Source organism: Microbacterium sp. 2FI (genome assembly GCF_005502885.1).
In the GTDB taxonomy this organism is placed as follows: domain Bacteria; phylum Actinomycetota; class Actinomycetes; order Actinomycetales; family Microbacteriaceae; genus Microbacterium.
The window spans coordinates 297,085-309,492 of record NZ_SCMR01000003.1; the positions used below are offsets into that span (position 1 = coordinate 297,085).

Here is a 12,408-nt window from a genome sequence, read left to right on the forward strand (position 1 = left end):
GCGCCGGGGGCTTCTTCGTGCCGGAGGCTTCTTCGTGCCGGGCGTGTGGCGGGGACGCGCCGTCGTCACTCCCAGCGGTAGCCGGCCCCGCGGACCGTGACGATGTGATCGGCACCGAGCTTTCCGCGCAGATACCGCACGTACACGTCGACGACGTTCGAGCCGGGGTCGAACTCGAGCCCCCACACGCTGCTGAGGAGCTGCTCGCGCGTGAGCACACGCCCGGGGTTGCGCAGAAACTGCTCGGCGAGAGCGAACTCTCGTGCCGAGAGGTCGACCTCGCGATCGGCGACGGTCGCGCGGCGGGCCAGGATGTCGAGAACCACGTCGCCGTGCGTCACCGACACACCGGGCGACGGCACGCTCTCGCGCAGCCGCGAGCGCACGCGCGCGAGCAGCTCCTCGAACGTGAACGGCTTCGGCACGTAGTCGTTGGCGCCGGCATCCAATCCCTCGACCGTGTCGCGCGTGCTGGAGCGAGCAGTCAACATGATGACGGGGATGACCGATCCGCGCGCGCGAAGCTCGCGCAGCACCTCGAAGCCGTCCATCGTCGGCAAGCCGACGTCGAGCAGCACGAGGTCCGCGTCGCCCCGGAGGGCGATCTCGAGCCCCTCGGCACCGTCCTCGACGAGGATCGTCTCGTATCCGGCGGACTCGAGCCCGCGACTGACGAAGGCCGCGATGCGCGGTTCGTCTTCGACGATGAGGATCGTGGTCATCCGGATGCCTCTCGCTGGAGCACGACGTCGCCCGCCCGCACCGGTGCGGGGAGCGGGGCGGTCGTCGGGGGGAGATGGATGGTGAAGGTCGCGCCGCCCCCGGGAGTGTCGGAGACGGTGCAGCTGCCGCCATGACCCTTCGTGATGGCATCGACGATCGCGAGGCCGAGGCCGGACCCGCCCACAGCACGCTTGCCCTGTGCGCGGTCGAATCGACGGAAGATGCGGTGCCGCGCCGCGGGCGGGATGCCGGGCCCGTGGTCGCGCACCCACAGTCGCGTGCCGGCCGCGTCCAGCGAGCTGCCGATCTCGATCGGTGAGCCTGCGGGCGTGTACTTCGCGGCGTTGTCTGCGAGTTGCAGCCAGGCCTGGAGGAGGCGGTCGTGGTCGCCGCGGACCGTCCCGTCGGCGTGGGATGCGACGCTCCAGACATGGTCGGGGATCACCGCGACGAGTTCGCCGACGCGAGCCGTGAGCGCACCGAGGTCGACGTCCGCGATCGCATACGACTCGCCCTCGGCGGCGGCGAGCAGATCGATGTCCTCGACCAGGCGTGCTAGTCGATCGAGTTCGGATATGCCGATCTGCTTCGCCGCGGCGACATCGGTCGCATCGCGCGGGTTCATGAGCTCGAGGTGCCCGCGCACGATCGTGATCGGGGTCTTCAGCTCGTGCCTCACGTCGTCGAGCAGCTGGCGCTGCACATCGACCGACCCCTCGAGACGGTCGAGCATCGAGTTGACCGTTCGCGACAGGTCGGAGATGTCGTCGTTGCCCTGCTCCGGAAGGCGTGCCGACAGGTCGGTGATCGTGATCGCGTCGGCGGTCTCGCGCATCGTCCGGATGGGGGAGAGGAGGCGGCCCGTCACGAACCAGCCGACGACGCCGATCGCGACGAGCACGGCCGCAGCGGCGATCGCATATGTCGTCATGGCGGCAGTGACAGGCTCGAGCTCGGCGCCGAGGTCGACCGCCCGCAGGTAGATGCCGAACTGGTCGTCGCCTTCGACGCGGACCGGGATCGCGATGTAGCGCAGGGACTGCCCGCCGATGGCGGCCGTGCCCAAAAGCTGCTCGTCCGCGGTGGTCTCGGCGACGACGCGGTCGATGAGAGCGACGTTCTGCGAGATGTTGAAACCCGACAGCGTGGACGGCTCGAAGCGCGGCTCCCCGTCGATGAGAGCAACCGCCCCCTCGTTGCGCGCCGGTACGAGGCGCGCGACGGCATCCTGGAGATAGTCTGCGACCGTCGTGTAGTCCTCCACGACGATGTCCTCGCTGGCGGTCATGGTGTCGTCGCCGTCGGCCGCCTCAGCCGGCTCGGTCGGGCTCGCGCCGGCGACGGTGACGAGCCGGTCGACCTGCGACATGAGTCGCTGGTCGACCTCGAGCAGAACCCGCTCACGCTGCACCAGGAATGTCACACTGCCCACGATCGCCAGACCCACGCAGGCGACCGCGAGGATCGCTGCGAGGATCCTGACGCGGGCCGTGATCGGCCGAGGTGCGGGGCTCACTCCCCGATTATCGCGCCGCAGACGGCCGCCCGCATCGCCGGGAGTCAACCGGGATGCGTCATCGACAGCAGATCGAGCTTCTCGTCGAGCTGGGCGAGGGTGACCTCGCCGCGTTCGACGAAGCCCAGATCGATCACGGCCTCGCGAACCGTGATGCCCTTGGCGACCGAGTGCTTGGCGATCTTCGCCGCCGCCTCGTAGCCGATCAGCTTGTTGAGCGGGGTCACGATCGAGGGCGACATGCCCGCGTACGCGGCAGCGCGCTCGACGTTCGCCTCGAGTCCGTCGATGGTCTTGTCTGCGAGCAGGCGCGCGGCGTTGGCGAGCAGGCTGATCGATTCGAGCACGGCGGTGCCCATCACCGGGATCGCCACGTTGAGCTCGAAGGAGCCGGAGGCCCCTGCCCACGCGACGGTGGCGTCGTTGCCGATGACGCGCGCACACACCATGAGCGTCGCCTCGGGGACGACCGGATTGACCTTGCCCGGCATGATCGACGAACCGGGCTGCAGGTCGGGGATGTGCAGCTCGCCCAGACCGGTGTTGGGACCGGAGCCCATCCAGCGGATGTCGTTGTTGATCTTGGTGAGTGAGACGGCGACGGTGCGCAGGGCCCCGGAGGCCTCGACGAGCCCGTCGCGGTTCGCCTGGGCCTCGAAGTGGTCCTTCGCCTCGGTGATCGGCAGCTCGGTGTCGGCGACGATGAGCTCGATGACCTTCTGGGGGAAGCCGAGCGGGGTGTTGATGCCGGTGCCGACGGCGGTTCCGCCGAGCGGCACCTCGGCCACGCGGGGCAGCACGGCCTGCACGCGCTCGATGCCCAGGCGCATCTGGCGGGCATAGCCGCCGAACTCCTGGCCGAGGGTGACCGGGGTCGCGTCCATGAGGTGGGTGCGGCCGGACTTCACGACCGCCTTCCACGCCTCTGCCTTCGCCTCGAGGGCGACGGCGAGGTGATCGAGCGCGGGAATGAGGTCGTCGATGAGCTCCTGCGTGACGGCGATGTGCACCGAGGTCGGGAAGACGTCGTTCGACGACTGCGACGCGTTGACGTGGTCGTTCGGATGCACCGTCGCGCCGAGGTCCTGCGTCGCGAGGGTCGCGAGCACCTCGTTCATGTTCATGTTCGACGAGGTGCCGCTGCCGGTCTGGTAGACGTCGATGGGGAACTGGTCTGCGTACTCACCCGCGATGATGCGATCGGCGGCACGCCCGATCGCATCGGCGATGAGGGGGTCGAGCGTTCCGAGCTCCTTGTTCGCCAGCGCCGCAGCCTTCTTGATGCGCGCCAGCGCGACGATCTGCGCGGGCTCGAGCGGGTCGCCCGAGATCGGGAAGTTCTCGACCGCGCGCTGCGTCTGTGCGGCGTACAGGGCGTCCTTCGGGACGCGCACCTCACCCATGGTGTCGTGCTCGATGCGGTATTCGATGTCGGTCACGTCGTTGTTCCTCCGTCTGGTTCCTGCGAGTGCCTCAGCTGCCGTCGGCGACGTCCCCGACGATCACGTCGGGGACGGCGGTGCCTTCGGCGAGTCGGTAGTTTGCTCCCACGATCGCGAGGCGCCCCTCGGCGATCGCCTCGCTGATGAGCTCCGAGGAGTGGAGCAGTTCAGCGACGGTGTCGCGGAGGTGCTCGCGCCCCACCTGCTCGGGGTCGATCTGCGCGGGGGGAGTGCCCAGCGCCGCGGCGGCGCGAGCGACGCGGCGGACGGCCGGGACGATGGGTGCGATCTGCCGCCAGATGTGCGCGGGGAGAGAGGGGGCGTCGGGCTGCGTGCTCTCGATCGCCGCGTTGACGGCACCGCACTCGTCATGCCCGAGGACGACGATCAGCGGCACGCCCAGCATCGCGACGGCGTATTCGAGGCTGCCGACCACGGAATCCGAGATGACCTGGCCGGCGTTTCGCACCACGAACAGATCGCCGAGGCCCTTGTCGAAGATGATCTCGGCGGCCAGGCGCGAGTCTGCGCAGCCGAACAGGGCGGCGCGTGGCCGCTGGCCCTCGGCGAGTTCGTGACGACGCTCGACGTCTTGACGCGGATGCCGCGGCTCGCCGCCGACGAAGCGCGCGTTGCCGCGCTGCATCTCGTTCCAGACCTTGCCCGGTGTCGGCTCGGCGCCGCTCATTCGGTCTCCTCTGCGAGTGTGCGGACATCGTCCGAGATCGCGGCCGCAGCCTGCTCCAGCGTCTCGTCGTCGGCGATGCCGTAGATCATGATCGTGTCGGGGCCCGCCTGCGTTGAGAGGGCGACCGAGATGTTGCCGGCGCGTGAGGGGTCTTCGATGTCGTAGCGGTCCCACGTGACGCCGTCGATCGTCACGGTCCCGTCGACATCGGCGCCCGAGAGAACACGTGTGGGCCAGGCCTCGTCGGCGTCGAAACCCTGCGCGACGCGCAGCCAGCCGTCGTCGGGAACGTAGACGATCGTCCACGCCCGCGGCCCGTCGCCCTCGATCGAGGCGCCGTTGACCAGCCAGTCCTCGGGGGCGTCCGGTGCGATCACGGTGCGCCCCTCGGCTGCGGCGAACCCGGCGGCGACACTCGCGACGTCGATGGGCTCGCGCTCGGGGGGCGTACCGCGTGGGACGGCGAAGATGATGACGGCGACGACGGCGAGGGTCGCCAGCAGCGCGGCGACGAGATTGCGCGTGTTCTGGCTCGACCGGTAGATCCGCGATGATTCGGCCTTGCGCGCAGCGGTCTCATCGGCTGTCTCGGGTCGGCCGAGCTCGGCGACGACGCGGGGGTCGCGAACCATCACGCCTCGGCCTCTGCTGCGTTCGCCGGTGCGGGGCCGCTCTGCGCGGTGCGTGCCGCGTCGAGGCGTCGTTTGGCGCCCAGCAGCCACTCGTCGCACCGCTGGGCGAGGGCTTCGCCGCGCTCCCACAGGGCAAGGGACTGCTCGAGGGTCGGGGCGCCCTGCTCGAGCTCGGCGACCACTCGGACCAGTTCGTCGCGCGCCTGCTCGAACGTGAGGGTGGCGACGTCGGCGGGGGCCGCGCTCGACTCGGTCATGCGCACTATCTTAGTTCGGCGCGCGACGCGCCCGATTCGGAGACCGGCCCCTCCGAGACGGGGCCTTCCGAACGGGCGGCGAACGATCCGCGTCCGACCGTCACGACCACTTCGGCTCCGACGGCGGCCTGTGCCGCATCGCGCACGATGACTCCGCCCTCGAGGTGTGCGATCGCGTATCCGCGGGCCAGCGTCGAGGCAGGCGAGAGTGCGCGCAGTGTCGCACGCAGCTCGGCGGTGCGCAGGCTCTGCGCCTCGAGTGCACGGCCGACGCGATCGCGGCCCCGGCCGACGAGGATCTCGATCTCGTGCCCACGCGTCGCGAGCATCGAGGCGGGTGCTCGCAGCGTCGGGCGCGTCCGCAGCTGCTCGAGCTGGGCGATGTCATGCGTGACGCGCTGCGTCAAGCGGGACGTGAGGCGGGCGCGCAGCTGCGCGACGAGGGCCCGCTGCTCGGCGACGTCGGGGACGACGCGCTTCGCGGCATCCGTCGGTGTCGAAGCGCGGAGGTCGGCCACGTCGTCGAGCAGGGGATGGTCGTTCTCGTGGCCGATGGCGCTCACGACGGGAGTGGATGCCGCGGCCACTGCGCGCAGCAGCCGCTCGTCGCTGAAGCCGAGGAGGGTCTGCGGGTCACCGCCGCCGCGTGCGATGACGATGACGTCGACGTCGGGATCGGCATCCAGCGCCTTCAGCGCCGCGATCGTCTCGGGGACGCACCGGTCGCCCTGCACCGCCGCGTACTTGGTGCGGAAGACGACCTGCGGCCAGCGCAGCTCGGCGTTGCGGTGCACGTCCTTCTCGGCATCCGATCGCTCACCCGTGATGAGTCCGACCACGTGCGGCAGGAACGGCAGGGGGCGCTTGCGCGCTGGATCGAAGAGGCCTTCTGCCCGCAGCTGCGCTCGCAGGCGCTCGAGGCGCTCGAGCTGGTCGCCGAGTCCGACGTGGCGCATCGCCGAGACGGTGAAGCTGAACTCCCCGTTCTTCGGGTAGAAGTCGGCCTTGACGCACCCGATCACGTGATCGCCGACCTTCATGTCGGCAGGCAGCCGCTCGCGCGTGGACGACCAGAGGCGGAACGCGATGGTCGCATCGGTCGAGAGGTCCTTCAGGCGGCCGAAGACGTTGCCGCCGCGCACGTTCCACCCCGTGATCTCGCCCTCGACCCACACCGAACCCCAGGTCTGGATGAATCCGCGGATCGTGTCGTTCAGGCGGGAGACAGAGGTGGGGGCCTCGGGAGTGGAGTCGCGCGGGCGCACCGAATCGGCCGGAGGAGCCTGGCCGGCGACGGCGTCGGGCTGGAAGGTCGTCATCGTGTCTTCTCGTCGCCTCTCGTCGCTCTCTGTCGTCGCTCCGGGTGCTCGGCAGGCACGGAGGCCCTGGGCACAGACCCCCGCACGTAGAATCGACGGGTGACTACCAGCACCGTGGGCAGAACCCCTGTGAGCATGCCCGTTCCCCGCGTTCCGCGGCGGCGCGAACGGCTTCAGGATATCCCGGTGGTCGGACACAAGCGGGTGCTGCTCGCCGCGCCCCGCGGCTACTGCGCGGGCGTCGACCGAGCGGTGATCGCGGTCGAGAAGGCCCTCGAGCGCTTCGGCGCTCCCGTGTACGTGCGCAAGCAGATCGTGCACAACATCCACGTCGTCACCGAGCTCGAGGCCGCAGGCGCGATCTTCGTCGAAGAGGTCGACGAGGTTCCCGAGGGTGCCCACGTCGTCTTCAGTGCGCACGGCGTGTCGCCGGCCGTCGTGAATGCGGCATCCGATCGCGGTCTGCAGGCGATCGATGCGACCTGTCCGCTCGTGACCAAGGTGCATCGCGAAGCCGTCCGCTTCGCGCGCGACGACTACGAGATCCTCCTCATCGGCCACGAGGGGCACGAAGAGGTCGAGGGGACGGCGGGCGAGGCTCCGGAGCATGTGACGATCGTGAACTCGCCCGACCACGCCGACACCGTGGAGGTGCGCGACCCGTCCAAGGTCGTGTGGCTCTCGCAGACGACGCTCTCGGTCGACGAGACGATGGAGACGGTCAGGCGCCTGCGCGAGCGGTTCCCGCACCTGCAGGATCCTCCTTCGGACGACATCTGCTACGCGACGCAGAATCGCCAGGTCGCGATCAAGAAGGTGGCGAAGGATGCCGATCTCGTGATCGTCGTGGGCTCGGCGAACTCGTCGAACAGCGTTCGGCTGGTCGAGGTGGCGCTGGAGTACGGTGCCAAGGCCGCCTACCGCGTCGACTACGCCGACGAGGTCGAGCAGTCGTGGCTCGACGGGGTCGAGACGGTCGGCGTCACCAGCGGGGCTTCGGTGCCCGAAGTGCTCGTGCAGCAGGTGCTGGAGGATCTCGCCGCCGCAGGCTACCGCGACATCGAAGAGGTCAAGACCGCCGAAGAGGACCTGCTGTTCTCGCTGCCGAAGGAACTGCGGCACGACGTCGCGGGCAAACGGGACGACCGCGCTCTCGGCGGACGGACGCGCGAATGACCGCGGCCTCGTCCGGCGGCGCGCCCGAGAGCGCACCCGATCCGCGGCCGCGACCGGCGTACGGCGAGTACGCGACGCCGGAAGAGCAGCGCGCCCGTATCAAGCAGCCCGATGTGACCCATGCGCTCGAGACCGGGCAGCCCGTCGACGCGCCCGCGGGAGTGCCCGCCGTCGCAGCGCCGGCGCCGGCCCCTGCGACGGATTCGGCGGTCCGGGCGGACGCGGCACCTCCGCGCCGTCGAGCGGTCGATCGGATCGTCACCGCCGCGCTCCTCGGCTACGGGCTCATCAGCGTCATCTCGTCGTTCGTCGCGATGGCGGACTACCCCGCATACGCGGAAACCCTGTTCGACATCATGGGTGTCGACACCCAGCTCACCGACCCTGATGCCGGTCAGGTGTGGGGAACCGCGGCGGGCATCGTGCTCGTGATCGGCTGGATGCTCACGGCGGCGCTGTCGTGGCTCAGCATCCGTCGCGGTCGTCTTTCGTGGTGGATCCCGATCGTCGGCGGAATCGTCTTCACGCTCATCGCCGGCGTGCTCATGGTCGTGCCGATCATGACGGATCCGGCGGTGTGGGACGCCCTGGTGGCACAGAGTACCTGAGAGCACCTCGGCGCACGTAGGTTCGTTCCATGGATCTCGGAATGAAGCCTCGCCTCGTCGCCGTCTGCGCCGTCCGCGGACTGCGACCGGATGACGGACCGGTCGGGGTCACCGCGATCGACAAGGCCGCAATCGAGGGCGCCGTGAAGATCGGCGCATACGGCGTCTACGCCGACGTGCAGGCCGACCGCAAGCACCACGGCGGATTCGACAAGGCGCTCTACGCCTACGCCGCCGAGGATGCCGCGTTCTGGGAGGGGGAACTCGGCCGCGATCTGCCGCCCGGGTTCTTCGGAGAGAACCTGCGCACCGAGGGCATCGACGTCAACGCGGCACGCGTGGGCGAGCGATGGCGCATCGGCGATCGCGTCGAGGTCGAGGTCACGATGCCGCGCACGCCCTGCCAGACGTTCGCGCGATGGGTCGGCGGCGACGACGAGCGCGGCTGGGTGCGCCGCTTCTCGGACGAGCGGCGCCTCGGTCCGTACCTGCGCGTGGTCACCCCGGGTCGCGTACGGGCGGGCGACGAGATCACGGTCGTCCATCGGCCCGAGGATGCGCCGACGATCCTCGACATCTACCGGGGGCTCTGAAACGACGGATGCCGCGACCGATCGGCCGCGGCATCCCTCACGTGAATCCGACGTCAGCTCTGCGACTTGCCGGCCGAGCCGAGCTGCTTCGTCGCTTCGACGACGCGGGTCGCCATCGCCGACTCGGCGATCTTGCCCCACGCGCGCGGGTCGTAGGCCTTCTTGTTGCCCACCTCGCCGTCGACCTTCAGGACGCCGTCGTAGTTGGAGAACATGAACCCCGCGACCGAGCGGGTGAAGGCGTACTGGGTGTCAGTGTCGATGTTCATCTTCACGACGCCGTTGGCGACGGCGACGGCGATCTCGTCGTCGGTCGAGCCGCTGCCGCCGTGGAAGACGAGGTCGAGGGGCTTGGCGCCGGTGCCGAACTTCGCGGCGATGCCCTCCTGGATCTCGCCGAGGAGCTCAGGGCGGAGCTTGACGTTGCCGGGCTTGTAGACGCCGTGGACGTTGCCGAAGGTGAGCGCCGCGATCCAGCGGCCGTGGTCGCCGAGGCCGAGGGCCTCCACGACCTGCGACACGTCGGCGGTGGTCGTGTAGAGGGCGTCGTTCGAGCCCTCGTGCTGCACGCCATCCTCTTCGCCGCCCACGACGCCGATCTCGACCTCGAGGATCGCGTTGATCGCCTTGAGGCGGGGGAGCAGCTCCTTCGCGATGTCGATGTTCTCGGCGAGCGGCACGGCCGAGCCGTCCCACATGTGGGACTGGAAGATCGGGTTGCCGCCGTCGGCGACGACCGCCTCGGAGGCCGTGATGAGCGGCAGGACGAAGTCCTCGAGCGCGGGCTTGGGGCAGTGGTCGGTGTGGAGGGCGACCGTGATCGGGTAGCTCTTGGCGACCTCGTGCACGTAGGCGGCGAACGCCAGCGCGCCGGTGGAGCGGGCCTTGACGGTGTGGCCGGCGAAGTAGTCGGCACCGCCGGTGGTCACCTGGAGGATGCCGTCGGAGCCGGCTTCGGTCAGGCCTTGGAGGACGGCGTTGACGGACTGCGAGCTGGCTGCGTTGATCGCGGGGTAGGCGAATCCGCCTGCCTTCGCGCGATCCAGCATGTCGGCGTACTGCTCGGGAGTGGCGACGGGCATGATGCTCCTTCGAAGAAATGGGGCTGCTGCTTGGAGTGTACCGATGCCGCTCGGCGCTCCGTGGCCGGGCGGGCGCGCTCCATTAGGCTACGGACGACCCCGGTGGCGTGAGAGGAGGCCGAGATGGCGCGGAAGTCGCTCGTTTCGGTGGTGGCCGAGGCCCTCCTCGATCGCATCATCTCGGGGGATCCCGACGTCGGCGCAGCGCTGCCGAGCGAGGCCGAGATCGGCGAGGCGTACGACGTCAGCCGCGTCACGGTGCGCGAGGCGCTGCGCGTCCTGACGACGCAGGGCATCATCCGGGTGACCAGCGGCATCGGGTCGGTCGTGAACCCGCTCGAAGAGTGGCAGTCGCTGAGCGCGATCCTGCAGTACCGGTCGGCACGCGGTGACGACGGCGAGGTCGCGACCCAGCTCATCTCGGTGCGCCGCATGTTCGAGACCGAGGCGGCGGCGCTCGCCGCGACGGGATTGAGTGACGCCGCTCTGGACGAGCTCGAGACGTGCGTCGAGCGGATGCGCGCGGGCTCCGCGGCAGCCGACGTCGACGCGTTCGTCACGGCAGATCTGCGCTTCCACGATGTGATCCTGCGGGGATCGGGCAACGTCTTCCTCGCGGCGCTCTTCGAGCCCCTCACGCGTGTGCTGGCTGAGCGCCGCGCGCAGACGTCGCGGGTGCCCGAGATCCAGCGCAACGCGATCGAGGAGCACGCGGCCGTTCTCGCGGCGCTGCGCGACCGTGATCCGGCTCGTGCGCGTGCGGCGATGGACCACCACATGCAGCAGACGCTCGACGATCTGCGCGTGTTCGTGCTCGGCATCCGGGACTGACGACACAGAAGGGTTGACACCGGGTTCGTCGTATGCGACCCTGTATGACACCTGACAGCAGGTACCTAACGAAGACGTTTCGCCGACGATGGAGTTGACATGAACCTCGACACGCTGCTGAGTGCCTTCCCCGCCTCGCGTCCGGTCGACCCGGCCGTGATCGCCGATCGCGTGCGACGCTCGCACAGGGTGCTCATCGTGCTCGACGACGACCCCACCGGCACGCAGTCGGTGGCGGATCTGCCGGTGCTCGCACGGTGGGAGGTCGCCGACTTCGAGTGGGCGCTCGACACCGGCGCTCCGGCCGTCTACGTCCTGACGAACTCGCGAAGCTTCGACCCCGAGACCGCAGCGCGCATCAATCGCGAAGTCGTGACATCGGCCGTCGCAGCGGCGCGGGCTCGCGGCATCCGTCCCGTCTTCGCCAGTCGCGGCGACTCGACGCTGCGCGGCCACTTCCCGCTCGAGCCCGATGTGATCGCCGCGACCCTGGTGGAGCTCGGCGAGAAGCAGCCCGACGGCGTCGTGCTCGTGCCGGCCTTCCCCGATGCCGGCCGCGTCACGATCGGCGGTGTGCACGGAATGGTCGTGGACGGTGAGTTCACGCCGGTCGGCGAGACGGAGTTCGCCCGCGACTCGACGTTCGGCTACCGCTCGTCGCGGCTGGCGGAGTGGGCCGCGGAGAAGAGCGACGGGCGGATCGCAGCCGGAGACGTCGTCGAGCTCACCCTCGACATCATCCGGGCGGGCGCCGAGAGCGTCGCCGAGTCGCTCGCTTCGGCACCGGTGGGTGCGGTGTTCGCCGCCGACATCGTGGACGAAGACGACCTGCGTCAGCTCGCGCTCGGCCTGGAACTCGCCGAGGCGGGGGGCCGCACCTACATCTACCGTGTCGGTCCGCCGTTCGTCCGGGCTCGCATCGGCCAGGCGCCGCGCGCGCCGCTGGCGATCGAGGGGACGGATGCTGCAGACGCGACCATCGGCGGGCTCATCGTCGTCGGGTCCCACGTGGGTCTCACGAGTCGCCAGCTCGCCGACCTCACCGCCCACCGCACCGATGCGGTGATCGTCGAGATCGACGTGCCCGCCATCCTCGACGAGGGCACGGCGGCGGCGACCGTCGACCAGGCGGTCTCGCGCGTCGTCGCGGCGCTCGCGGAGGGCGACGTCATCGTCCACTCCAGTCGCACCCTCATCCGCACCGACGACCCCGACGAGAGCCTCGCGATCTCACGCACCGTCTCGGATGCGCTCGTCGCCGTCGTCGCCCGCACGCTGGCCGAGCGACCGCCGCGCTTCGTGATCGCGAAGGGTGGGATCACCTCGAGCGACGTGGCCAGCCGAGGCCTGTCGATCCGGCGGGCGATGGTCCGCGGGTCGCTCTTCCCGGGGATCGTCTCGGTGTGGGAGCCCGCCGAGGGCCCCGCGACCGGCATCCCCTACATCGTCTTCGCCGGCAACGTCGGGGGAGACACCACCCTCACCGAAGCTGTCGACAAGCTCTCGGCCACGAAAGGCACGCACATGACTGCGCCCACCCC

Annotated in this window: 13 protein-coding genes; 5 read left to right on the plus strand and 8 right to left on the minus strand. The window is 69.8% G+C overall.

Translation table 11 applies throughout. From position 1 onward, the window contains the following. Nucleotides 1-65: 65 nt before the first annotated feature. From FFS15_RS05430 to xseA, 7 genes are read right to left on the minus strand one after another with little or no spacing between them, the layout of a single operon-like run. The gene (locus FFS15_RS05430) at nucleotides 66-722 is read right to left on the minus strand and encodes a response regulator transcription factor (RefSeq protein ID WP_137843972.1); all 657 of its coding nucleotides are present in this window, start codon (nucleotides 720-722) and stop codon (nucleotides 66-68) included. Beyond that, nucleotides 719-2,239 (minus strand): ATP-binding protein, encoded by a 1,521-nt coding sequence (locus FFS15_RS18585; protein WP_171013091.1) that lies wholly within the window; start codon nucleotides 2,237-2,239, stop codon nucleotides 719-721. The genes FFS15_RS05430 and FFS15_RS18585 overlap by 4 nt, the downstream gene beginning before the upstream one ends. 44 nt (nucleotides 2,240-2,283) lie before the next feature. Then, on the minus strand, nucleotides 2,284-3,678 hold the full coding sequence (locus FFS15_RS05440; RefSeq protein WP_137843973.1) for a class II fumarate hydratase: 1,395 nt from the start codon (nucleotides 3,676-3,678) through the stop codon (nucleotides 2,284-2,286). Between the two features lie 34 nt (nucleotides 3,679-3,712). Beyond that, nucleotides 3,713-4,369 (minus strand): carbonic anhydrase, encoded by a 657-nt coding sequence (locus FFS15_RS05445; RefSeq protein WP_137843974.1) that lies wholly within the window; start codon nucleotides 4,367-4,369, stop codon nucleotides 3,713-3,715. After that, nucleotides 4,366-5,001 (minus strand): DUF4245 family protein, encoded by a 636-nt coding sequence (locus tag FFS15_RS05450; RefSeq protein ID WP_137844007.1) that lies wholly within the window; start codon nucleotides 4,999-5,001, stop codon nucleotides 4,366-4,368. Before FFS15_RS05450 ends, FFS15_RS05445 begins: the two co-directional genes overlap by 4 nt. Then, nucleotides 5,001-5,258, minus strand: a complete 258-nt coding sequence (locus FFS15_RS05455) for an exodeoxyribonuclease VII small subunit (RefSeq protein WP_137843975.1) — start codon at nucleotides 5,256-5,258, stop codon at nucleotides 5,001-5,003. The genes FFS15_RS05450 and FFS15_RS05455 overlap by 1 nt, the downstream gene beginning before the upstream one ends. Before the next feature lie 5 nt (nucleotides 5,259-5,263). Next, nucleotides 5,264-6,577: an exodeoxyribonuclease VII large subunit gene (xseA, locus tag FFS15_RS05460; protein ID WP_137843976.1), complete on the minus strand. Its 1,314-nt coding sequence runs from the start codon at nucleotides 6,575-6,577 to the stop codon at nucleotides 5,264-5,266. A 135-nt stretch (nucleotides 6,578-6,712) separates the two neighbouring features. Between xseA and FFS15_RS05465 the strand changes: the two genes are divergently transcribed. From FFS15_RS05465 to FFS15_RS05475, 3 genes are read left to right on the plus strand one after another with little or no spacing between them, the layout of a single operon-like run. Then, nucleotides 6,713-7,753, plus strand: a complete 1,041-nt coding sequence (locus FFS15_RS05465; RefSeq protein ID WP_171013096.1) for a 4-hydroxy-3-methylbut-2-enyl diphosphate reductase — start codon at nucleotides 6,713-6,715, stop codon at nucleotides 7,751-7,753. Further along, on the plus strand, nucleotides 7,750-8,361 hold the full coding sequence (locus tag FFS15_RS05470; protein ID WP_137843977.1) for a DUF6264 family protein: 612 nt from the start codon (nucleotides 7,750-7,752) through the stop codon (nucleotides 8,359-8,361). The genes FFS15_RS05465 and FFS15_RS05470 overlap by 4 nt, the downstream gene beginning before the upstream one ends. A 29-nt stretch (nucleotides 8,362-8,390) precedes the next feature. After that, nucleotides 8,391-8,954 (plus strand): MOSC domain-containing protein, encoded by a 564-nt coding sequence (locus FFS15_RS05475; RefSeq protein ID WP_249353740.1) that lies wholly within the window; start codon nucleotides 8,391-8,393, stop codon nucleotides 8,952-8,954. A 53-nt stretch (nucleotides 8,955-9,007) separates the two neighbouring features. Here FFS15_RS05475 and fbaA read toward each other — a convergent pair whose 3' ends face one another. Continuing rightward, on the minus strand, nucleotides 9,008-10,036 hold the full coding sequence (fbaA, locus tag FFS15_RS05480) for a class II fructose-bisphosphate aldolase (protein ID WP_137843978.1): 1,029 nt from the start codon (nucleotides 10,034-10,036) through the stop codon (nucleotides 9,008-9,010). Between the two features lie 123 nt (nucleotides 10,037-10,159). On the opposite strand from fbaA, the gene FFS15_RS05485 reads away from it, so the two are divergent. Both FFS15_RS05485 and FFS15_RS05490 read left to right on the plus strand, forming a co-directional pair. Beyond that, entirely contained in the window at nucleotides 10,160-10,867 is a 708-nt protein-coding gene (locus tag FFS15_RS05485) for an FCD domain-containing protein (protein ID WP_137843979.1), read from the plus strand. A gap of 99 nt (nucleotides 10,868-10,966) precedes the next feature. After that, the coding region (locus FFS15_RS05490) for a four-carbon acid sugar kinase family protein (RefSeq protein ID WP_137843980.1) at nucleotides 10,967-12,408 on the plus strand (1,442 nt) is incomplete at its 3' end.

Bases quoted from the DNA above. Each gene is read 5' to 3' on its own strand.
- FFS15_RS05430 (WP_137843972.1), bottom strand. From the start codon at position 722: ATGACCACGATCCTCATCGTCGAAGACGAACCGCGCATCGCGGCCTTC.
- FFS15_RS05445 (WP_137843974.1), bottom strand. From the start codon at position 4,369: ATGAGCGGCGCCGAGCCGACACCGGGCAAGGTCTGGAACGAGATGCAG.
- FFS15_RS05450 (WP_137844007.1), bottom strand. From the start codon at position 5,001: ATGGTTCGCGACCCCCGCGTCGTCGCCGAGCTCGGCCGACCCGAGACA.
- FFS15_RS05455 (WP_137843975.1), bottom strand. From the start codon at position 5,258: ATGACCGAGTCGAGCGCGGCCCCCGCCGACGTCGCCACCCTCACGTTC.
- xseA (WP_137843976.1), bottom strand. From the start codon at position 6,577: ATGACGACCTTCCAGCCCGACGCCGTCGCCGGCCAGGCTCCTCCGGCC.
- FFS15_RS05465 (WP_171013096.1), top strand. From the start codon at position 6,713: ATGCCCGTTCCCCGCGTTCCGCGGCGGCGCGAACGGCTTCAGGATATC.
- FFS15_RS05470 (WP_137843977.1), top strand. From the start codon at position 7,750: ATGACCGCGGCCTCGTCCGGCGGCGCGCCCGAGAGCGCACCCGATCCG.
- FFS15_RS05475 (WP_249353740.1), top strand. From the start codon at position 8,391: ATGGATCTCGGAATGAAGCCTCGCCTCGTCGCCGTCTGCGCCGTCCGC.
- fbaA (WP_137843978.1), bottom strand. From the start codon at position 10,036: ATGCCCGTCGCCACTCCCGAGCAGTACGCCGACATGCTGGATCGCGCG.
- FFS15_RS05485 (WP_137843979.1), top strand. From the start codon at position 10,160: ATGGCGCGGAAGTCGCTCGTTTCGGTGGTGGCCGAGGCCCTCCTCGAT.